The 19,669-nt window shown below is 63.3% G+C and carries 16 protein-coding genes and 2 pseudogenes; 12 read left to right on the plus strand and 6 right to left on the minus strand.

The annotated features are described in order from the left end of the window. Positions 1 to 104: 104 nt before the first annotated feature. Together argJ and JQ604_RS40865 are read right to left on the minus strand one after the other, a co-directional pair. The gene (argJ, locus tag JQ604_RS40860; protein WP_212366432.1) at positions 105 to 1,346 is read right to left on the minus strand and encodes a bifunctional glutamate N-acetyltransferase/amino-acid acetyltransferase ArgJ; all 1,242 of its coding nucleotides are present in this window, start codon (positions 1,344 to 1,346) and stop codon (positions 105 to 107) included. A gap of 318 nt (positions 1,347 to 1,664) precedes the next feature. Beyond that, on the minus strand, positions 1,665 to 2,591 hold the full coding sequence (locus JQ604_RS40865) for a peptidylprolyl isomerase (RefSeq protein ID WP_212366433.1): 927 nt from the start codon (positions 2,589 to 2,591) through the stop codon (positions 1,665 to 1,667). A gap of 344 nt (positions 2,592 to 2,935) precedes the next feature. Between JQ604_RS40865 and secA the strand changes: the two genes are divergently transcribed. The 3 genes and pseudogenes from secA to JQ604_RS42270 form a co-directional block, all read left to right on the plus strand. Then, positions 2,936 to 5,776, plus strand: a complete 2,841-nt coding sequence (gene secA, locus JQ604_RS40870) for a preprotein translocase subunit SecA (protein ID WP_212366434.1) — start codon at positions 2,936 to 2,938, stop codon at positions 5,774 to 5,776. Between the two features lie 179 nt (positions 5,777 to 5,955). Continuing rightward, positions 5,956 to 6,327, plus strand: a pseudogene (locus JQ604_RS42265) (toll/interleukin-1 receptor domain-containing protein); the annotation flags it as partial. A gap of 518 nt (positions 6,328 to 6,845) precedes the next feature. Next, positions 6,846 to 6,947 (plus strand): annotated as a pseudogene (locus tag JQ604_RS42270) (SEC-C metal-binding domain-containing protein); the annotation flags it as partial. A gap of 72 nt (positions 6,948 to 7,019) precedes the next feature. Here the strand turns inward: JQ604_RS42270 and JQ604_RS40880 are convergent. After that, entirely contained in the window at positions 7,020 to 8,057 is a 1,038-nt protein-coding gene (locus JQ604_RS40880) for an alpha/beta hydrolase (protein WP_212366436.1), read from the minus strand. Between the two features lie 314 nt (positions 8,058 to 8,371). On the opposite strand from JQ604_RS40880, the gene JQ604_RS40885 reads away from it, so the two are divergent. Continuing rightward, on the plus strand, positions 8,372 to 9,379 hold the full coding sequence (locus JQ604_RS40885; RefSeq protein ID WP_212366437.1) for an acyltransferase family protein: 1,008 nt from the start codon (positions 8,372 to 8,374) through the stop codon (positions 9,377 to 9,379). Positions 9,380 to 9,553: 174 nt separating this feature from the next. Here the strand turns inward: JQ604_RS40885 and JQ604_RS40890 are convergent, their stop codons facing one another. Next, a complete protein-coding gene (locus JQ604_RS40890) occupies positions 9,554 to 9,997 on the minus strand; it encodes a MarR family winged helix-turn-helix transcriptional regulator (RefSeq protein WP_212366438.1) in 444 nt (147 codons plus the stop codon). 194 nt (positions 9,998 to 10,191) lie between these two features. Between JQ604_RS40890 and JQ604_RS40895 the strand changes: the two genes are divergently transcribed. The 7 genes from JQ604_RS40895 (at position 10,192) to JQ604_RS40925 (ending at position 17,705) form a co-directional block, all read left to right on the plus strand. Continuing rightward, positions 10,192 to 11,379, plus strand: a complete 1,188-nt coding sequence (locus JQ604_RS40895) for a substrate-binding domain-containing protein (RefSeq protein WP_212366439.1) — start codon at positions 10,192 to 10,194, stop codon at positions 11,377 to 11,379. A 160-nt stretch (positions 11,380 to 11,539) separates the two neighbouring features. Next, on the plus strand, positions 11,540 to 13,054 hold the full coding sequence (locus JQ604_RS40900) for an amidase (protein WP_212366440.1): 1,515 nt from the start codon (positions 11,540 to 11,542) through the stop codon (positions 13,052 to 13,054). A 36-nt stretch (positions 13,055 to 13,090) separates the two neighbouring features. Further along, positions 13,091 to 13,948, plus strand: a complete 858-nt coding sequence (locus JQ604_RS40905) for a branched-chain amino acid ABC transporter permease (protein ID WP_212366441.1) — start codon at positions 13,091 to 13,093, stop codon at positions 13,946 to 13,948. 4 nt (positions 13,949 to 13,952) lie between these two features. Continuing rightward, positions 13,953 to 15,173: a substrate-binding protein gene (locus JQ604_RS40910; RefSeq protein ID WP_212366442.1), complete on the plus strand. Its 1,221-nt coding sequence runs from the start codon at positions 13,953 to 13,955 to the stop codon at positions 15,171 to 15,173. Positions 15,174 to 15,180: 7 nt separating this feature from the next. Then, on the plus strand, positions 15,181 to 16,290 hold the full coding sequence (locus JQ604_RS40915; protein WP_249159419.1) for a branched-chain amino acid ABC transporter permease: 1,110 nt from the start codon (positions 15,181 to 15,183) through the stop codon (positions 16,288 to 16,290). Then, positions 16,277 to 17,011: an ABC transporter ATP-binding protein gene (locus JQ604_RS40920; RefSeq protein WP_212366443.1), complete on the plus strand. Its 735-nt coding sequence runs from the start codon at positions 16,277 to 16,279 to the stop codon at positions 17,009 to 17,011. The genes JQ604_RS40915 and JQ604_RS40920 overlap by 14 nt, the downstream gene beginning before the upstream one ends. Further along, the gene (locus JQ604_RS40925; RefSeq protein ID WP_212366444.1) at positions 17,004 to 17,705 is read left to right on the plus strand and encodes a branched-chain amino acid ABC transporter ATP-binding protein; all 702 of its coding nucleotides are present in this window, start codon (positions 17,004 to 17,006) and stop codon (positions 17,703 to 17,705) included. The genes JQ604_RS40920 and JQ604_RS40925 overlap by 8 nt, the downstream gene beginning before the upstream one ends. Before the next feature lie 253 nt (positions 17,706 to 17,958). Here the strand turns inward: JQ604_RS40925 and JQ604_RS40930 are convergent, their stop codons facing one another. Beyond that, positions 17,959 to 18,294 carry a GYD domain-containing protein gene (locus JQ604_RS40930; protein WP_212366445.1) on the minus strand — a complete coding sequence of 112 codons (336 nt, stop codon included), beginning with the start codon at positions 18,292 to 18,294 and terminating at the stop codon, positions 17,959 to 17,961. 428 nt (positions 18,295 to 18,722) lie between these two features. On the opposite strand from JQ604_RS40930, the gene JQ604_RS40935 reads away from it, so the two are divergent. Next, positions 18,723 to 19,157 (plus strand): VOC family protein, encoded by a 435-nt coding sequence (locus JQ604_RS40935; RefSeq protein ID WP_212366446.1) that lies wholly within the window; start codon positions 18,723 to 18,725, stop codon positions 19,155 to 19,157. Between the two features lie 48 nt (positions 19,158 to 19,205). Here JQ604_RS40935 and JQ604_RS40940 read toward each other — a convergent pair whose 3' ends face one another. After that, positions 19,206 to 19,394, minus strand: coding sequence for a hypothetical protein (locus JQ604_RS40940; RefSeq protein WP_212366447.1), 189 nt, complete (start codon positions 19,392 to 19,394; stop codon positions 19,206 to 19,208). Between the last annotated feature and the right edge of the window lie 275 nt (positions 19,395 to 19,669).

Genomic DNA, 19,669 nt, shown 5'->3' on the forward strand with positions numbered 1-19,669 from the left:
TGCGCATCGGGCTCGAAGCCTTCCAAGCCATCAAATTTGGCGCCACTCTGGGGCTCCGCGATGTGTGAATCGAACAGGTAAAGAACGGGGAGAGGGGGAGAGTTTTACGACCGGTAATCCCCGTTGATCGCGACATACTCCTTGGTGAGGTCGCAAGTCAGAACGCGGTCGCGGCCCTTGCCGAGGCCGAGCGCGACCTTGATCTGGACCTTCTGCGCCTTCATCGCTTCGGAGACGTCCTTCTCGTTGTAGGACGGATCGCGCGCGCCGCTCTTGGCGACGCGGATGCCGTTGAAGGAGATCGAGAGCTTGTCGCGGTTGGCGGGCTCGCCGGCCTTGCCGACCGCCATCACGACGCGGCCCCAATTGGCGTCCTCGCCGGCGATCGCGGTCTTCACCAGCGGCGAGTTGGCGATCGACATCGCGATCCGGCGCGCCGAGTGCTTGGTCGTGGCGCCTTCGACCACGACCTCGACCAGCTTGCGCGCGCCTTCGCCGTCACGCGCCACCTGCTCCGAGAGATTGGCGAGCACGCCGAAGAACGCCTTCGAAAATGCCTTCAGCCGCGGGTCGCTGGCGCGGGTGATCTTCGGCGCGCCGTTTGCGGCGGCCGCACCCGTGGCGAACGCCAGCAGCGTGTCCGAGGTCGAGGTGTCGCCGTCGATCGTCACCGCATTGAACGTGTCCTCGACGCCGCCCTTGAGCAGCGCCTGCAGCACGCCCGCCGACAGCGGCGCGTCGGTGAAGACGAAGGACAGCATCGTCGCCATGTCCGGCATGATCATGCCGGCGCCCTTGGCCATGCCGTTGATCGTCACCTTGGCCTTGCCGAGCTTCACGGTCGCGGTCGCGACCTTCGGGAAGGTGTCGGTGGTCATGATCGCGCGCGCCGCGTCCATCCAGTGGTCGGCGGTCGCGCTTCCTGCGAGCGTCGCCAGCACGCCGTCGAACTTGGTGGCGTCGAGCGGTTCGCCGATCACGCCGGTGGAGGCGAGGAAGATGTCATTGGCCGAGCAGCCGACCGCCTTCGCCGCGATCTGCGCGGTCAGCGCGGTCGAGGCCTTGCCGGTCTTGCCGGTGAAGGCGTTGGCATTGCCGGAGTTGACCACCAGCGCACGTGCAGCACCGCCCTTCAGCTTGGCGCGGCACCATTCGACCGGCGCCGAAGGGCACTTTGACTTCGTGAACACGCCGGCGACCGTGGTGCCCTTGTCGAGCAGCGCCAGCAGCACGTCGGTGCGGCCCTTGTAGCGGATCCCGGCGGCGGCCGTCGCAAGCTTCACACCCGCGATCTCGGGCATGGCGGGAACATCAGTCGGGGCGAGGGGCGAGACGGCGGTGGACATGGTGGGCTTCCGGTGACGGGGAGGGAAGCGCTTCCTATCATCTCGTTTCGTGCAGGGGGAGAGGGCGACGACGGGGAAGAGCTGTCATGAATCGTTCAAACAGCTTCGTGAATCGCCGCCGTCCTTCACCTCCCCTTGAAAAGGGGAGGTCGTTTTGCTCGTGAGAGCAAAACGGGTGGGGATCATGTCTCTCCGCGAACGGCGAACGCCGGTGCGCGCGGCTGACCCCCATCCCGACCTTCCCCCTTTCAGGGGGAAGGAGAAAACGCAAATGGCCGGGACATGCCCGGCCATCGCAACATCGAAAATATCCGCGGCTTACTTCTTCGCCGGAGGTGCCATCTTGTTGTCGGCGGGCTTGGCCGGATCGGCCGGCTTGGCGTCCGACTTCGCGGTCTCCTCCGGCTTGTCCATCCGCTCGACCTTGGCGGCCTCGCGCAGCTTGGCGACGTAGTCGGCCTGCGCCTTGCGGGTCACGTAGGTCTCGATCTGCGCCTTGACCTGCTCGAAGGGCGGAGCGGCGCGGTTGCGCTTTTCCTCGACCTTGATGACGTGCCAGCCGAACTGCGACTTCACGGGGTCGGAGATCTTGCCCGGCTCGAGCGAAAACGCCACCGCGGAGAATTCCGGCACCATCTGCTCCTTGGTGAAGAAGCCGAGATCGCCGCCGTCGGCCGCGCCCGGATCCTTGGACTTCTTCTTGGCGAGTTCGGCGAAATCGGCGCCCTTGTCGAGCTCGGCCTTCACCGCCTTGGCCTCGTCCTCGGTCTCGACCAGGATGTGGCGGGCGCGCACTTCCTGCTCGCCGGTGATCTGCTTGGCGGCGTCCTCATAGACCTTCTTCATCGCCTCGTCGGTGGTCGCGGCCTTGCCCTCGCTGGCGAGCAGGCTGTCCATCAGCAGGCGATTGCGGGTAAAGGCGAGGCGCTTCTTGAAGTCCTCGGAATTCTCGATCTTCTTGTCCTCGGCGGCCTTGGACACGATCTTCATGTCGATCAGGAAGGCCAGCACGTTGTCCTTCTTGGTCGCCGGGTCCATCTGGGCGAGGCTCGGGCCGAGCTCCTCTTCGGCAAGCGCCACGTCGCTGGCGCGGATTTCAGCGCCGTTCACCTTGGCCAGCACCGGGTTGTCCTCGGCGAGAGCGGGCAGACCGGCCGCCACGAGCGCGGCAATACCGCCGGTCACGGCCAGGGTGGCCAGGCCGAAGCGCAGGCCGGTTTTCGTTCGCGGGAGCGAGGTGGTCATGCAAAATCCTTGTCGTATAGGGGGATGCTCGGGCGCGGCGGACACTCGCCCAATCGCGCTGCCTTGGCAACGCGAAAAGTCTGTCAAAATGATGAATTCCTTGACATCTTGCCGCCGTTGACAACCCCCCGACCGGACCATATTTCTGGCCAGTCGTGTCAGCGGCCATAGCGCTTATTTCACTGGTGTTTTTGGCCGTTGAACCTTGGATTGCCTGTTTCCCACTCAATTGACGGATGGGTCCCTCAAGTCAGGGGTTCGAACCGTATCGCGTCACGGTGAGTTGATAGGCGATCTGGACCACCTCTGACTGCCCTCGGGACCGAAAAGAACAGGAAATTCGCATGATCGGCGCGCTCGCCCGCAAGTTTTTCGGCTCCGCCAACGACCGTCGCGTCAAGGGGTACCAGTCCCGCGTCAATGCCATCAACGCCCTGGAGCCGGAGCTTGTGAAGCTCTCGGACGAGGCGCTGAAGGCGCGCACCGAGGAATTCAAGGCGCAGCTTGCCCAAGGCAAGACGCTCGACGACATCCTGGTCCCGGCCTTTGCCACGGTCCGCGAGGCCGCCAAGCGCACCCTCGGCCAGCGCCATTTCGATGTTCAGCTGATCGGCGGCATGGTGCTGCACGAGGGCGACATCGCCGAGATGAAGACCGGTGAAGGCAAGACGCTGGTCGCGACGCTCGCGGTGTACCTCAACGCGCTCGCCGGCCGCGGCGTCCACGTCGTCACCGTCAACGACTACCTCGCCCGCCGCGACTCCGGCTGGATGGGCCAGATCTACACCTTCCTTGGCCTCTCCACCGGCGTGATCGTGCACGGCCTCGACGACGCCGAGCGCAAGGCGGCCTATGCCTGCGACATCACCTACGGCACCAACAACGAATACGGCTTCGACTACCTCCGCGACAACATGAAGTACCGCCTGGAGGACATGGTCCAGCGCAGCCACTTCTACGCCATCGTCGACGAAGTCGACTCCATCCTGATCGACGAAGCGCGCACGCCGCTGATTATCTCCGGCCCGCTCGACGACCGCTCGGACTTCTACAACACCATCGACACTTTCATGCCGAAGCTGGAGAAGAAGACCGACTACGAGGTCGACGAGAAGCAGCGCACGGTGACGCTGACCGAAGGCGGCATGGAGAAGATTGAGACCCTGCTGCGCGATGCTGGCCAGCTCAAGGGCGAGTCGCTGTACGACGTCGAGAACGTCTCGGTCGTGCATCACGTCAATCAGGGGCTGCGGGCGCATACGCTGTTCAGCCGCGACAAGGACTATATCGTCCGCGAGGGCGAGGTCGTGATCATCGACGAGTTCACCGGACGCATGATGCAGGGCCGGCGTTACTCGGAAGGCCTGCACCAGGCGCTGGAAGCCAAGGAGCACGTCCAGGTCCAGCCGGAAAACCAGACGCTGGCCTCGATCACCTTCCAGAACTATTTCCGCATGTACGAGAAGCTCTCGGGCATGACCGGCACGGCGCTGACCGAAGCCGACGAGCTGTTCGACATCTACAAGCTCGAGGTCGTGGAGATCCCGACCAACCTGCCGGTGGCGCGTCTCGACGAGGACGACGAGGTCTACCGGACGCAGGGCGAGAAATACGCCGCGATCCTGGCCGAGATCGAGCGCGCCAACAAGCGCATGCAGCCGGTGCTGGTCGGCACCGCGTCGATCGAGAAATCAGAGGTGCTGGCTGAGGTCCTCAAGCGGGCCGGCTACAAGCAGATCGACTTCGGCTCCGAATCCGGCATGCAGAAGCTCTATGCCGCCGCGCGTGCCGGCAAGCCGGCCAAGCTGTTCGCGGTGCTGAACGCGCGCTTCCACGAGCAGGAAGCCTACATCGTCGCGGAAGCCGGCGTGCCCGGCGCGATCACGATCGCCACCAACATGGCCGGCCGCGGCACCGACATCAAGCTCGGCGGCTCGCTCGAGATGCGGCTGCAGCAGGAGACCGCAGGGATCGAGGACGAGGCCGAGAAGGCCAGGAAGATCGAGGCGATCAAGGCCGACATCGAGCGCTTCCGCGAGATCGTCCTGAAGGCCGAAGAGGATTTCGAGGTCGAGCCCGCCAAGGGCAGCAAGCCCGCGAAGACCGTGAGGAAGCCGGGCGGCCTCTACATCATCGGCTCCGAGCGCCACGAATCCCGCCGCATCGACAACCAGCTGCGCGGCCGCTCCGGCCGCCAGGGCGACCCCGGCCGCTCGAAGTTCTTCCTGTCGCTGGAAGACGATCTGATGCGCATCTTCGGCTCCGACCGGCTCGACAGCATGCTGCAGCGGCTCGGCCTGCAGGAAGGCGAAGCCATCATCCACCCCTGGATCAACAAGGCGCTGGAGAAGGCACAGCAGAAGGTCGAAGCGCGCAACTTCGACATCCGCAAGAACCTGCTCAAGTTCGACAACGTCCAGAACGACCAGCGCAAGGCGATCTTCGACCAGCGCGTCGACCTGATGAAGGACGAGAGCGTCGCCGAGACCATCACCGACATGCGCCATGCCTTCATCGAGGACGTGGTGACCAAGCACGTGCCCGAGCATGCCTATGCCGAGCAGTGGGACGTCGCAGGCCTCAAGGATGAGTTGAAGCGCGTGCTCGACATCGATCTTCCGGTCGACCAATGGGCCGGGGAAGAGGGCATCGCCGACGAGGAATTGCTGACGCGTATCGAGACCAGGGTCGACGAGCACATGGCGGCCAAGGTCGCGCAGTGGGGCCCCGAGGTGATGCGCTACGTCGAGAAGACCATCCTGCTGCAGACGCTGGATCATCTCTGGCGCGAGCACCTGATCATGCTCGACCATCTGCGCCAGGTGATCGGCTTGCGCGGCTACGGCCAGCGCGATCCCTTGCAGGAGTACAAGCTCGAGGCCTTCAACCTGTTCGAGACCATGGGCGCGCATCTGCGCGAGGCCGTCACCGCGCAGCTGATGCGGGTCGAGATCATTCCGCCGGAAGAGCAGCAGCCGGTGCTGCCGCAGATGGAAGCCCACAAGTTCGACCCGAATACCGGCGAGGACGAACTGGCCTTCGCCAATGCCCCGCTGGTGCCGCATACCCCGGCCGCCGATCGCGACCCGAAAAACCCCGCCACCTGGGGCAAGGTCGGCCGCAACGAGGACTGCCCGTGCGGCTCAGGCAAGAAGTACAAGCACTGCCACGGCAAGTACGCGTAAGGGGAGCTCGCTAACGTTGTGCCATCAGCGCCGCTGCCTGCGCCGCAGTGACGCACCTATAAGTTGCCTGCAATTGCGGAGAAATTGTGGGAGCAGATATACTACCGTCCTATGTTTCGCAGTCTACCGATCGTGCAACCGTTTTGGATACTCGCTCACTTTGTTGAAGTGGTGGTCCAATGGGAAAAGTATTCGATGTCTTCCTTTCATACAAAAGCGAAGATCATCAATGGGTCGATCGTCTCAAGAGTGCACTTGTTGATCGGGGCGTGTGTGTCTGGTTGGACAAGGATGAGATCCGTCCCGGTGATCGGTTCATTTGGGCTCTCGAACGAGGGCTCGATACGAGCAGAGCAGTTGCGCTTGTCGTTACGCCTGAGAGCCTTAGTTCCGGATGGGTGGCCGATGAATACAGCCGAGCTGTCGCACTGTCTAACCAGGGTCAACTCCAACTAATCCCGCTGATCTTGAGAGATGCAAAGCTTCCTGGTTTTTTGTCGAATCGGGAACACGTCGACTTTCGTAAGCCAGCCGAATTTGACGCGGCCGTTGATCGCCTGGTCTGGCCGGGGATCACCGGTAAGCGGGTCGTTTGGTACCCCGTCTTTGGCGTATACCATTCGGAGCGTTGGAAGCGGCTGTTCGCAGTTGCTCGACGGGAGGGGATCAAATTCGCTGAAGGTGAAGACATCCACCGCTCGAACTGGTTTATTAAGCCAATACTAGAGGATGCAACCAAAAGATTAGTCCTAGTATTTGATATTTTCGAAGAACGCCCTGCTCGTTCAAAGCTGTGGCGAAACACTACGAAGCAATACATCGATACAAGAATCGACATTCGCGAACGAACAAGGAATCGTGCTAACGAAGTTGCATTCGTTTTGTATCATCAACCGGACGCTTGGCGCCAAGTCGATGATGTTCGCTCACTTCCAAGCGAAGTGGTGCAGCAACTTAAGCACTACTTCACGCTTGATCAAGATATTCACGACGACCAAGCGTTTAGACAACAGCTGCGAAAAATTTGGAACAGAGTTCAGCACGATTTGATGTTGGCAGAATCGACGACGATCCGAAAAACCCGGCCATCTGGGGCAAGGTCGGCCGGGACAAGGACCGTCCCTGCGGATCAGGCAAACGGTTCAAGCGCTGCCACGCGAAGTACGCGTAAGAAGCGACGCATCTCGTAACAGGGATGGCTAACGCAAATCGGCCGCGGGCCATCACGTCTCGATGACGCGTCCTAATCCTGCCACCCCTCATCCAGAAATGCCTGCACCGTCTCGAACAGCTTGAGGCGGTTCTTTTCCATCAGGATGGAGTGCGTGCCTTCGGCGAGCTGGACATAGCGCTTGCCGGGCGAGTTGATCAGCAAGGGAAACAGCGTCTGCGCCATGTAGGGCGGCGTGTCCTTGTCCCATTCGGCATGGACCAGGAGGGTCGGCATGGTGATCTTGCCGGGATCGTAATAGGCCTTGCTGGCGCCGAAATATTGCAGGCCGTCCTGGACGACGCCGTTAGGTGCGCGCAGCGCCGGCGGGTTCATGGCCGCGCCGACCGGATCGGTCGCAAACGTTGCATCGGCCCAGGCATCGAACCATCCGGCCGGAATCAGTGCGGCCTTCTTGTCCTCGGCGACGCCGGCGTACCATCGCTCCTTGGCCTGCTCGCGCGTCACCGTGCGGTAGGCGCCGAGTTTGCCGGGGCCGGCCTGCACCAGCGACGGCGTCTGCCTGATCCAGACCGGCGCATAGAGAATGAGGCGCTCGACCTTCGACGCGTTTTGCGTCGTGTAGGTCGCCATCAGCGTCGTGCCCCACGACCAGCCGAGCAGGTTCAGCCGCGGAATGTTGCGACGCTTGAGGATGTAGTCGACCACCGTGCCGATGTCCTTGACCGCGGTCTCGCCGGTGGCGATCGGCGGATTGGCGTCGGGTTTATCGGCCATCTCGGGAGGGCGCGTCGATTTGCCGTAGCCGCGCACGTCGAGCAGCCAGACGTCGTAGCCGCGCGAGGCGATGTACTCCATCCAGGACAGGCCATCGAGCTGGAGATCGAATGCGGTCTCGGACGGATAGGTCGCGCCATGGACATAGAGCACCGTCCGCTCGGGCCGATAGGCGGTCATGTCGGACGGCCGCTTGTTGCGGACGTAGATCTCGATTCCGGCATCGGCCGACGTCACCATCGCTTCGTCAGTCAGGAGGGGCCTCGGTTGTGCAATGGCGGCAGTCCCGAACAGGGCCGTGGCCAAAAGGCCGGCGAGAACGGAAGCTTGCATGACGGAGTTCCTCCGATGACCCTGTGCGGTTCCGCCAGCTTAGAGCGTTTTGCGGCGAGATCGACACGGTTCGCGTGAAGAAAATCCGGCACGGCATGAGGACTCGATCCGCTTCGATCGGAGCGGTTCCGTCGAAGCTCGAAGTTCCGGCTGCGGAACCCGGGCCGTCTTTCTTCGAGAATTCGTCAACCATTCATACCAATGGCTGAGCCACACGGCGGGGTTGTGCAACCCTAAGTTAAGTTCGTGGCTGCATAAAGCAGGGAAAACAACCATGCCGGGGCGTAATGCATATATTCCGTGGTGTACAGGCGATGCGCGGCCTCGCTGCGCTGGCGGTCGTCTGTGGACACGCCGTGATCGCGCGTTCCGTTCCTGGAACCCGCAGCATCGCCGAAGGTGCGCACACCATTCTGGCAAGCGGCGTGGATATCTTCTTCGTCATTTCCGGATTCATCATTGCGACCGCGGCGGCAGCCCAAACCGATGCGCCGAATTTCGTTCTCAGGCGAGTCGTTCGAATCTATCCGGTGTACTGGCTGGTGCTGCTGGCGGCATTCATCAGCTCGTACTGGATCGCGCCGCCCGGTGGCGCGGCGCTGAGGCTCGGCGAGATCCTCGCGTGGGACTATCCGAACGGCTATGTTCCGCCCGCTTGGTCGATCGCGTTTGAGATGCACTTCTACGCCGTGGTTGCAGCGCTTCTTGCCATCGCTCCGGATCGGCTTTTCGAAGGCTTGTCGGCGATGCTCGGCATTGCGGTGGTCGCGATCGTTCTTCGCCTGCCCCTCGGGATCTATTCGCATCCTCTGATTCTCGAATTCGGTGCCGGTGTCCTGATCGCCTATCTTGCCCGGGTGAAGGACAGGCTGCCCATGGTGCCGTACGCCACAGCCGCCTCGGCCGCCTTGTTCGCGGCGGGTTGGTACTGGATATTCGTCGTCGGCGCGAGCGATCCCCAATTCGCTCGGGTACCGACCTACGGTCTTGGTGCGACGCTGCTCGTCTATACCGTTGTTTCGGCCGAACACGATGGCGCTTGCTTCTCGCCCATTCTGCAATGGCTCGGCAGCATCTCCTACTCGCTCTACATCTCGCACTACCTGTTGATCCGATGGCTTGCGAGCCCCGCCGAGCGGTGGCAAATAGCTTCGGCTGGTGCCGTTGTCGCCAGTATCCTGCTTTCGATCGGCCTTGCGGCGATCTTGCACCGGCTGGTCGAAATGCCCTTGCGCAATTGGGGCCGCAAGCTCAGCGTGACGCGCAAGGGCGGCGAGGCCCTGACTTCGTTCCCCGGCGTGCGCAATCCTCAGAAGCTCTGAGCGCAGAGACCAACGCTCGGCCTCGATGGCCGCCTGTCGTGATGGTTCACATCAGTGGAGTCAGAGAAGTACGCTTGAGCGTCGTCGCATAACGACAGCCAGCAAAAGGCCCGGCCCTGACGGATCGGCGCCGGGCCTGCTGATTCGTGCGGCCCGTTCGTCCTCGGCCCGTATTCAGTTCGAGCTGTCGATCAGACTTTCCAGCAACCGCTTCAGCTCGTTGGTCGACTTGCCGCCGTAGCTCTCGACGATGTGCTCTTCCTGGCTCACGGCCAGCGTGTTGAGCCGTTTGCTCAGCGCCTTGCCGCGGTCGGAGACGAACATCAGCACCTTGCGGCGGTCGGTCGGATCCTGGACGCGATAGACCAGCGCGTCCGACACCATGCGGTCGATCATCTTGGTCAGCGTCGGATGGTTGAGCAGCACGGCATCGGCGAGCTCGCCCATCGAATGGCCGTTGCCGTCGGACAGCACCTTGAGGATGCGCCATTGCTCGACCGGCACGCCCTCCTTGCTGAGCCGCACCTCCAACTGCCGGTTGATCTCCCGGTTGGCTTGCGCGAGCAGGTAGGCGAGATGTTCGGTGATCGGGGAGTTTTCTTTCGGCGGTTTGGCCACGGCGTGAGCTTCGTCTTGATCCAAATGAGTGAATGTCTGGCAATCGCTGCTACATCTATATGCACTTCAATTCTTGAATATTCAATATTTTCAAAATAAGATGTTTGCCTAACAAAAGGGCGGATGCCGCGGCCGCCCGCTGAATGTGCTTTCGAGTAGTGTGCTTTGGGGTCTGGTGCCAGACAGGAGTTGGTGTGGGCTCGACAATCAACTTCCCAACTCGCGGTGGGCTTGCGTTTCCGCCGTCCCTTCTGCTGAGGAACCTGTCGTCCGCGGCGGACGAGCGCGCGCTGCTGCCTGATGACGACGTGTTCTTCCGCCGTCGCGGTGCCAGCAACAAGCTCAGGATCGGCGGCTTCATCTGCTGCTCCGGCTCGCCCGGCGTCTGGGGCCCCTGCGCCACCGCCAGCGCGCAACTCGCGGTCGCCGAGATCAACAAGCGCGGCGGCATCCTCGGCCGCGAGATCGAGATGGCGATCTACGATGCCGGCGGCCCGACCGAAGAGGTGGTGGAGCGCGCCGAGCAGGCGATCGCCTTCGACGAGCTCGACCTGGTCGTCGGTCTGCACACCAGCGCGGTCCGGGTCGCGCTGCGTCACGTCATCACCCGCCACCGCATCCCCTACATTTACACGCCGGTCTACGAAGGCGGCGAGCGCACGCCGGGCGTGATGGCGATCGGCGAGACGCCGCGCTGGCAGAGCCGGCCGTCGATCCACTGGCTGGCCGAGGCGAAGAAGGCTGCGCGCTGGTACCTGATCGGCAGCGACTATGTCTGGCCCTGGCAGTCGCATCGCGCGGTGAAGCGCTACATCAAGGAGACAGGCGGCCACGTCGTCGGCGAGGAGTTCGTGCCGCTCGGCGAGGACGATCACGAGCCGCATCTGGCACGCATTCGCGCTGCCAAGCCCGACGTCGTGCTGATCTCGCTGATCGGCACCGATAGCATCACCTTCAACCGTGCATTCGGCGAATGCGGCCTCGGCGCGACCACGCTGCGGCTCGCCGGCGCGATGGACGAGACCGTGCTGCTCGGCATCGGTGCCGACAATTCCGAGAACATGTTCTGCGCCTCCGGTTATTTCCCCGCGGTCGGCTCGCGCGCCAATGACGACTTCCAGAGCCGTTACAGCGCGATGTTCGGGCCGAACGCTCCGCCGATCGGCTCACTCGGCCAGTCCAGCTACGAAGGGCTGCGCTTCCTCGAAGCCGTCGCCGCGAAGGCCGGCTCTCTGGCGATGGGACCGATGCTCGCGGCAGGCCGCAACATCGTCTACAGCGGCGCGCGCGGACCCGTCACCGTGCGCAACGGTCACGCCAAAATGCCGATGTATCTCGCCGCGGCCGATGGCCTTGACTTCAGGCTGATCAAGCCGATCTGACGCCGCCCGCGGACCTCCGCCGACGGTGAGACGCAAAATAATACTTGAAACGGAAAATATTTCCGTTTTGAATGTTTCGACGAGGCCGACGGCTCGCGAGCGACAAGCGTGAGCGGCGGCCGCACGCCCAGGGATCCCATAAAGTTTCAGGAGAGCAGCCGTGTCCGTCGCCCTTCCCACACCATCTCAACTTCGCGCGGTCGCCGAGCAGTGCGGCCTGTCATTGACCGAGGAGGACGTCGCCTCGTTCCGCGGCCTGATGCAGGGCTCGATCGAGGCCTACAATCTCGTAGCCGCAATGCCGGACGAGGTTCCGGAGGTGAAATATCCGCGCACGCCCGGCTACCGGCCTTCGCCGGAGGAAAACCCGCGCAACGCCTGGTATCGCAAGTCGGTGGTGAAAGGCGCCGCGTCCGGCAAGCTCAAGGGCAAGACGGTGGCGCTGAAGGACAACATCATGCTGGCCGGCGTGCCCATGACGAACGGTTCGTCGACGCTGGAAGGCTATGTGCCCGACTTCGATGCGACCATCGTCACCCGCATGCTGGATGCCGGCGCCGAAATCAAGGGCAAGGTGCATTGCGAGCATTTCTGCCTGTCCGGCGGCAGCCACACCGGCTCCTATGGGCCGGTGCACAATCCGCACAAGATGGGCTACTCCGCCGGCGGCTCGTCGTCGGGCTCGGGCGTTGTCGTTGCGCTCGGCGAGGTCGACATGGCGATCGGCGGCGACCAGGGCGGTTCGATCCGCATGCCGTCCTCGTTCTGCGGCACTTACGGCATGAAGCCAACCTGGGGCCTCGTGCCCTATACCGGCATCATGCCGATCGAGATCTATGTCGACCACACCGGCCCGATGACCGCGACGGTGGCAGACAACGCGCTGCTGCTCGAGGTGCTCGCCGGCGACGACGGCTACGATCCGCGCATCAAGTCGCCGAAGGTCGAGGAGTACACCAAGGCGCTCGGCCAAGGCGTCAAGGGCATGAAGATCGGCATCCTCAAGGAAGGTTTCGAGCAGCCGACCGCGGAAGCCGCCGTCAATGAGAGCGTGCGAGAGGCGGCCAAGCGCTTCAAGGATCTCGGCGCCTCGGTCGAGAACGTCTCGATCCCGATGCATCTGATGGGCGGCGCGATCTGGACCCCGATCGGCACCGAGGGCCTGACCCAGACCATGATGTTCGGCGACGGCTATGGGCTCTCCCGCGGCGACCTCTATTCGACGTCGCTGATGGATTTCCATCGCGGCTGGCGCCGCCAGGCGGATTCGCTGTCCGAGACCACGAAACTGTTCATGCTGCTCGGCACCTACATCAACAACAATTTCGGCCCGCGCTTCTACGGCAAGGCGCTGAACATCTCGCGGCGGCTCACCGCGGCCTATGACAAGGCCTTTGGCGACTACGACCTGCTGCTGATGCCGACCACGCCGATGAAGGCGACCAAGCTGCCGGAGCCCAATGCCAGCCGCGAGGAGTATGTCGCGCGCGCGCTGGAGATGATCTCCAACACCGCGCCGTTCGACATCACCCATCACCCCGCGATGTCGCTGCCCTGCGGCATGGTCGACGGCCTGCCGGTCGGCCTGATGCTGGTCGGCCGGATGTTCGAGGAATCCACGATCTATCGCGCCGCGCATGCCTTCGAGCAGGTCGGCGACTGGAAGAAGATGTGAGGCGCCGCGGCGTGCAGGTGAGGTGGATGACTGGGCATGGCTAGCAGCTTCGTCGCGGCGTTCGAGATCCTGAGCTTTGGTGCGATCATCGTGCTGGTCGTGCTCGGGCTCGGCATCATCGCCAGCATGATGGGCATCTTCAACTTCGCGCAGGGCGAGTTCGTCCTGCTCGGGGCCTACGTCACCTATCTCGCCTTCGCCAAGGGCCTTCCGATCTGGGCCGGCATGATCGCCGCGCCCTTCATCGTCGGCGCGCTCGGCTTCGTGCTGGAGGCGCTGATCATCAGACGCTTCTATGCGGCGCCGATCGTCGCGATGCTCGGCACCTATGCGCTCGGTCTGATCATCCGCGAGGCCGTCCGCGGCCTGATCGGCGGCTTCTATCTGACCGTGCCCGAGCCGATCGGCGGCTCGATCGATATCGGCAGCATGCACATCTCGGCCTGGCGCTTCACCATCATCGTGATCACGCTGCTGGTGATGGCGGGCTGCTATCTCCTGCTGGCGCGCACCAGCTTCGGCCTGCGCGTCCGCGCCACGCTGGAAAATCCGGCGCTGGCGCGCGCCTCCGGCATCTCCACGCCGCTGATCTACGGCGCCACGTTTGCATTTGGTGCAGCGCTGGCGGGGCTAGCCGGCGCGCTGATCGTGCCGGTGTTCAGCCTGTTCGCCGATCTCGGCATCCGCTTCCTGATCCAGGGCTTTGTCGCCGTCATGGTCGGCGGCGTCGGCTCCTTCATCGGTCCGGTCGCCGGCGCCGGCCTGATCGGCACGCTGTCTGCGGCGCTGCCGTGGGTCATGTCGCCGGTGGTCGCCGACGTCCTCGTCTTCGTCCTCGCCATTGCCTTCATCAAATTCCGGCCGCAAGGCCTCATCGCTGGAAAAGGGGTCTAGTCACATGTCCATTGATCGCATCAATCTCACCCGCCGCCGCTTCATGAGCAATTTCGCCTTCGCCACCGGTGCGCTCGCCACCGGCGTCGGCAGCTGGGTGATCCGGCCCGACTGGGCCAACGCCGCCGAAGGCCCGATCAAGGTCGGCATCGCCACCGACCTGACCGGCCCGATCGCCTATGCCGGCAATGCCGACGCCAACGTCGCCAAGATGGTGATCAAGGAGATCAACAATTCCGGCGGCCTGCTCGGCCGGCCGCTCGAGCTCTACATCGAGGATACCGCCTCCAACGAATCGGTGGCCGTCGGCAACGTGCGCAAGCTGATCCAGCGCGACAAGGTCGACATGGTGCTCGGCGGCATCACCTCGTCGATGCGCAACGCGATCAAGGACCCGATCGTCGCGCGCGGCAAGACGCTCTACATCTATCCGCAGCTCTATGAGGGCAAGGAGTGCACGCCGTATTTGTTCTGCACCGGGCCGACGCCGGCGCAGCAATGCGACGAGTTCATCCCCTGGCTGATCAAGAACGGCGGCAAGAAGTTCGCGCTGCCGAGCGCCAACTATGTCTGGCCGCATACGCTCAACGTCTATGCCCGCAAGGTGATCGAATCCAACGGCGGCGAGGTCGTGTTCGAGGAATATTACCCGCTCGACCAGGTCGACTTCTCCGCGACCGTCAACCGCATCATCTCCAACAAGGTCGACGTCGTCTTCAACACCGTCATCCCGCCGGGCGTCGGCCCGTTCTTCAAGCAGCTCTATGAAGCGGGCTTCGTCAAGAATGGCGGGCGGCTGGCCTGCGTCTACTATGACGAGAACACGCTCAACATCAATCAGGCCGTCGAGATCGAGGGCCTTGCCAGCTGCCTCGACTATTTCAAGGTGCTGACCAAGGAGAGCCCGTTCGACGCGAAACTCCAGGCGGCCTATGAGAAGGACTTCCCCGGCAACTTCCTGTTTGCGGCGGGCAGCGCCGCGACGGGAACCTATCGCGGCCTCAAATTGTGGGAAGCGGCGGTGAAGGAAGCCGGCAAGATCGACCGCGACAGCGTGGCGGCAGCGCTCGATCATGCCAAGATCGCCGAAGGGCCGGGCGGGCCGGCCGAGATGGTGCCGGGCAAGCGGCACTGCAAGATGAAGATGTACACCGCCGTTGCCAAGGGCGGAAACTATGAGATCGTAGGCCGCAGCGACGGCCTCGTCGATCCCAAGGAATGCTGAGCGGTCGATGGGTGCAGCAGAGCAGGCCGTCGCTCGCGTCAGCGAGGGACCGGACGAGGTGATCGACGAAGGTGCAGCGGCGACGGGCGCGCCGGCAGGACACACGACTGCGGCACAGGCGACGGCGGGACGGAAAGTCCTGCCGATCGTCGAAGGACTGGTGCTGCTCGCAGCGCTGGTGCTGCCTTTCGTGCTGCAGGATTATCTCACGGTGTTCGCCACCCGTGTGGTCATCCTCGCGCTGTTCGCGCTGTCGTTCGACCTGGTGTGGGGCTATGCCGGCATCATGAGCTTCGGCCAGGCCCTGTTCTTCGGCTCGGCCGGCTACGGCGTGGCGCTGCTCGCGCGCGACCTCAACATCACCTCGCTGCTCCTGGTCCTGCCCGCGGGCACGCTGATCGGGCTCGCCACCTCGCTGCTGCTCGGCGGCTTTCTCCTGCTCGGCCGGCATCCTGCGAGCGTGATCTTCGTCTCGCTCGGCACCATGACCGGCTCCTACGCCGCGGATCGCCTCGCGCGCGGCTGGTATTATCTCGGCGGCCAGAACGGCATCCCCTCGATTCCGCCGATGACGCTCGGCAGCACCGACATCACCGAAGGTCCGGTCTATTACTACATGGCGCTCGGTATCCTCGTTGTCGTCTATCTCTTGTGCCGCTTCCTGGTACGCTCGCAATTCGGACTGGCGCTGGCGGGCCTGCGCGAGAACGAGCAGCGGATCGTGTTCTTCGGGTACAAGGTGCAACATCTCAAGGCGATCGTGTTCGCCGTCGGCGGTGCCGTCGCAGGCCTCGCCGGCAGCCTCTATGCGTTCCACGAAGGCTTCGTCTGGCCCAACATGCTGGGCGTGGTGATCTCGACCCAGGTCGTGCTCTATGTGCTGTTCGGGGGCTCGGGCACGCTGATCGGCGCCGTGATCGGCACGGTCATCATCGAGGGCGTCAGCTTCTGGCTGTCGGACAATTACCGCGACATCTGGCCGATCATCCTCGGCGTGCTCTTGCTGCTGGTGATCATGTTCCGTCCGCTCGGGCTGATCTCCTTCGTGCTCGGCGAACGCGAGCGGGTCGGCAGCTTCGGCACCAGGATCAAGGAGAAGCGCAATGCCGCTCCTTGAAGCTGTCGGCATCAGCAAGGTGTTCGGCAAGCTCACTGCGCTCGATGGCGCGGGGCTATCGATCGGCGAGAACGAGTTTCACGGCCTGATCGGCCCGAACGGCTCGGGCAAGAGCACGCTGATGAAATGCATCGCCGGCGCCGAGGTGCCGACCACGGGCAAGGTCTCCTTCGTCAACGCCGACATCACCGCCTTCACGCCGACCGAGCGCGCCCGCGCCGGCATGAGCCTGAAATTCCAGATCACCTCGGTGCTGCCGACGCTCACCCTCTATGACAACATCCTGCTGGCCCTGCAGGCGCAGTCCTCGCTGCTCGACCTGGTGTTCTCGCGCACGCGGGGACGCCTGCACGACCAGGTGATGACCATGTTGACGCAGTTTCGGCTCGCCGACCGCGCCCATGATGCCGCCGCCACCCTGTCGCACGGCCAGCAGCAATGGCTGGAGATCGCGATGGCGCTGGCCGGCAAGCCGCGGCTGCTGCTGCTGGACGAGCCGACCGGCGGGATGAGCCTCGAGGAGCGCCGCGTCACCGGCGAGTTGCTGCAGCCGATCAAGCAGCATTGCTCGCTCGTCATCGTCGAGCACGACCTCGATTTCATCCGTGACATCTGCGACCGTCTCACCGTGCTCGACCAGGGCAAGGTGTTGGCGTCGGGGACGGTCGCCGAGATCCAGGCCAACCCACACGTCCAGGAGATCTATCTGCGCCGTGCCTGAACCAACATTCCTCGATATCAGGCATCTCGATGCCGGTTATGGCCGCAGCCAGGTTCTGTTCGATGTCAACATCGGCATCCCCTGGCGCGGCGGCGTCGCCGTGCTCGGCCGCAATGGCGCCGGCAAGACCACGCTGATGAAGACCATCGTCGGCGAGCTCGCAAGCTCGAAGGGCGAGTTGTTCTTCGACGGCCGCGACATCACGCGACGCCGCACCGAAGAGCGCGTCCGCTCCGGGATCGGCTATGTGCCGCAGGAGCATTCGGTGTTCGCCCGCCTCTCGGTGCGCGACAATCTTTCGGTCGGCTCGCTGTTCAACCGCGATTCGACTGCCGTTGATCGCGTGCTGGAGATCTTCCCGAAACTCGGCCAGCGCCTCGACCAGCCCGCCGGCACGCTGTCCGGCGGCGAGCGCAAGATGCTGGCGATCGGTCGCGCGATGCTCGGCGATCCCAAGCTGCTGCTGCTGGACGAGCCGACCGAAGGCGTGTGGATCGGCGTGATCGAGGAGATCACCGAGCGGCTGATCGCGCTCGCCAGGACCATCTCCGTCGTCATCGTCGAGCAGCACCTCGACCTCGCGCTCCGCGTTGCCGACTATGCCTATGTGCTGGACCGCGGCCGCGTCGCCCTGCAGGGCGAGGCCTCCGAGGTGCGGAGCGACCCGGAGCTGCTGCGCTATCTGGCGCCGTGAAGCGAGGAAAACCGCTTCACACTTTGCGCTCAGTGGCCCTTCGGGTCCGGATCAAGCTCGGGACGCGACGACACCATGACATTGGCGGCAGGCTTTCAACTGCCACCAATGCTTTCAATTCACCGCGTTCGAAACGATCGACAGGCTCGCGCTAAAGCGCGATGAGATTAGGTTGAATCGTCATCGCGCTTTAGTTCTTTGTTTGAGCATGATCTTTTTCGGAAAACCGCTTCGCACTTTTCCGGATCATGCTCTAGCCGCCGGGCGGCGTATATGACTTGCGAAGCTCGGCTGCCTTCAGCCGGATCGGCGTGATTTCGTCCGGCGTCCACAAGCGCATCAGGTTGACGTTGTGCATGGCGCCCGTGGCCACCACCAGGCCGGAAATGGCCGGCGCAGCATTGGGGTCAGGCACGTCGATGATGACCAGAACGCCGGGCCCGTTGGCGGCGGTGCTGTACATCGAAACCAGTTTTCCGCCGGCCGCCTCGACCAGCTTCTTGGCCGCTTCGTAACGGCTGGCTGTCGGTTTCTCCAGAATGCCGTTGAGAGCTTTTGGAGTGTATTGTCCTGTCATACAGAAATGCATGGCGATTCCTCCTGTTGGGGCACGTGATGAATGGAGCGCGAACGCCCGTTCCGACTCCGGTGATGAGGAGTCGGCCCTTAGAGGTGGAGATGCACGAAATTCCAGGACCCCGCCGTGGGCAAGTCGCCGCTCGTATTCCGACGGGCCTTCGGCACTGCCCGCAGGCGGCTGTCTGCAAGACTACATCAACTGGCTGATGCGCGGAAGTGCGTTGAGGTTGAATTGAGGTACGCCGACGCCGGCTGCGTCAGATCGCTGCACCGACGCGCGAGCTTGCTGGGCAAACTCCGGTCCAGTCTGCGAGCGGGCGGATCAGCTCGCGATAAGAAAGATGTCTGGCCGTTGTCGGATTCCAGCGCGTTCGATCGTCGTCACAACGAGCCGAAAAATAATTCCGGCTCCTCCGCCCTCGTTCAAAGGACGTCCCCATGACCTCGATCACCCCGTTCCTCTGGTTCGACAATAACGTTCCGGAAGCGGTCGCCTTCTACAAGTCGGTGTTTCCCAATGCCAAGGTCGAGGTCGTCAATGACTTCATGGCGACGTTCGAGTTGGAGGGACAGCGCTTCAACGCGCTCAATGGCGGACCGAAGTACCGGTTCAACGAAGCGGTGTCGTTCTTCATCAGCGTCGAGACGCAGGAGGAGGTCGACTATTTCTGGAGCAGGCTGACCGACGGCGGCGAGGAATCGCAATGCGGCTGGCTGAAGGACAGGTTCGGCCTGTCCTGGCAGGTGATTCCGAAGACGCTCGGCCGCTGTCTCAGCGATCCCGATCGCACCAGGGCCAACCGCGCCATGCAGGCGATGCTGAAGATGCGCAAGATCGTGATCGCCGACCTCGAGGCGGCGTTCAACGGCTGAGCGTGCGCGGCCGGCTTGCGCCGGCCGTTGCGTCATCGACGCCGCGCGTCAGCCGGCGCGTGCGGCCGTCTGCAGCGCCGAACCAAAATTCTTCAGGACATCGCTGATCGTGCTGCTCAGCAGCTGGAACAGTTGGGCTTCGGCCTTGACGGCGGCGAGGTCGTCCTTGCCGCCGCAGATGACGTCGAGCTCGATCTCGGCGAGGGCACGTGGGATGGTCTTGTCAGCGGTGCTCATGATGCGCTCCTGGTGTGGGTGGCAGTCACGCCGGCAGGATGGGCAGGCCGTGCTGCGGAGTTCTGTGTCTGACATCACGGATGCGTCCGATGGCGGCGGTGCGTAGGGCGGATTAGCACTAGCGTAATCCGCCATCATTTGCCGCGACACGGGTCGGCGGATTACGCCTGCGGCTAATCCGCCCTACAACGCTCCCGTTGACATTAGACCGCTGATTTGCCCGACGGCGCAAGGTCGTCAGGCAAAAATAATGTGCTTTACACGAACTTCCGATT

Source organism: Bradyrhizobium jicamae (genome assembly GCF_018130695.1).
Taxonomy (GTDB): domain Bacteria; phylum Pseudomonadota; class Alphaproteobacteria; order Rhizobiales; family Xanthobacteraceae; genus Bradyrhizobium; species Bradyrhizobium jicamae_B.

Bases quoted from the DNA above. Each gene is read 5' to 3' on its own strand.
- argJ (WP_212366432.1), bottom strand. From the start codon at position 1,346: ATGTCCACCGCCGTCTCGCCCCTCGCCCCGACTGATGTTCCCGCCATG.
- JQ604_RS40865 (WP_212366433.1), bottom strand. From the start codon at position 2,591: ATGACCACCTCGCTCCCGCGAACGAAAACCGGCCTGCGCTTCGGCCTG.
- secA (WP_212366434.1), top strand. From the start codon at position 2,936: ATGATCGGCGCGCTCGCCCGCAAGTTTTTCGGCTCCGCCAACGACCGT.
- JQ604_RS40880 (WP_212366436.1), bottom strand. From the start codon at position 8,057: ATGCAAGCTTCCGTTCTCGCCGGCCTTTTGGCCACGGCCCTGTTCGGG.
- JQ604_RS40885 (WP_212366437.1), top strand. From the start codon at position 8,372: ATGCGCGGCCTCGCTGCGCTGGCGGTCGTCTGTGGACACGCCGTGATC.
- JQ604_RS40905 (WP_212366441.1), top strand. From the start codon at position 13,091: ATGGCTAGCAGCTTCGTCGCGGCGTTCGAGATCCTGAGCTTTGGTGCG.
- JQ604_RS40910 (WP_212366442.1), top strand. From the start codon at position 13,953: ATGTCCATTGATCGCATCAATCTCACCCGCCGCCGCTTCATGAGCAAT.
- JQ604_RS40915 (WP_249159419.1), top strand. From the start codon at position 15,181: ATGGGTGCAGCAGAGCAGGCCGTCGCTCGCGTCAGCGAGGGACCGGAC.
- JQ604_RS40920 (WP_212366443.1), top strand. From the start codon at position 16,277: ATGCCGCTCCTTGAAGCTGTCGGCATCAGCAAGGTGTTCGGCAAGCTC.
- JQ604_RS40930 (WP_212366445.1), bottom strand. From the start codon at position 18,294: ATGCATTTCTGTATGACAGGACAATACACTCCAAAAGCTCTCAACGGC.
- JQ604_RS40935 (WP_212366446.1), top strand. From the start codon at position 18,723: ATGACCTCGATCACCCCGTTCCTCTGGTTCGACAATAACGTTCCGGAA.
- JQ604_RS40940 (WP_212366447.1), bottom strand. From the start codon at position 19,394: ATGAGCACCGCTGACAAGACCATCCCACGTGCCCTCGCCGAGATCGAG.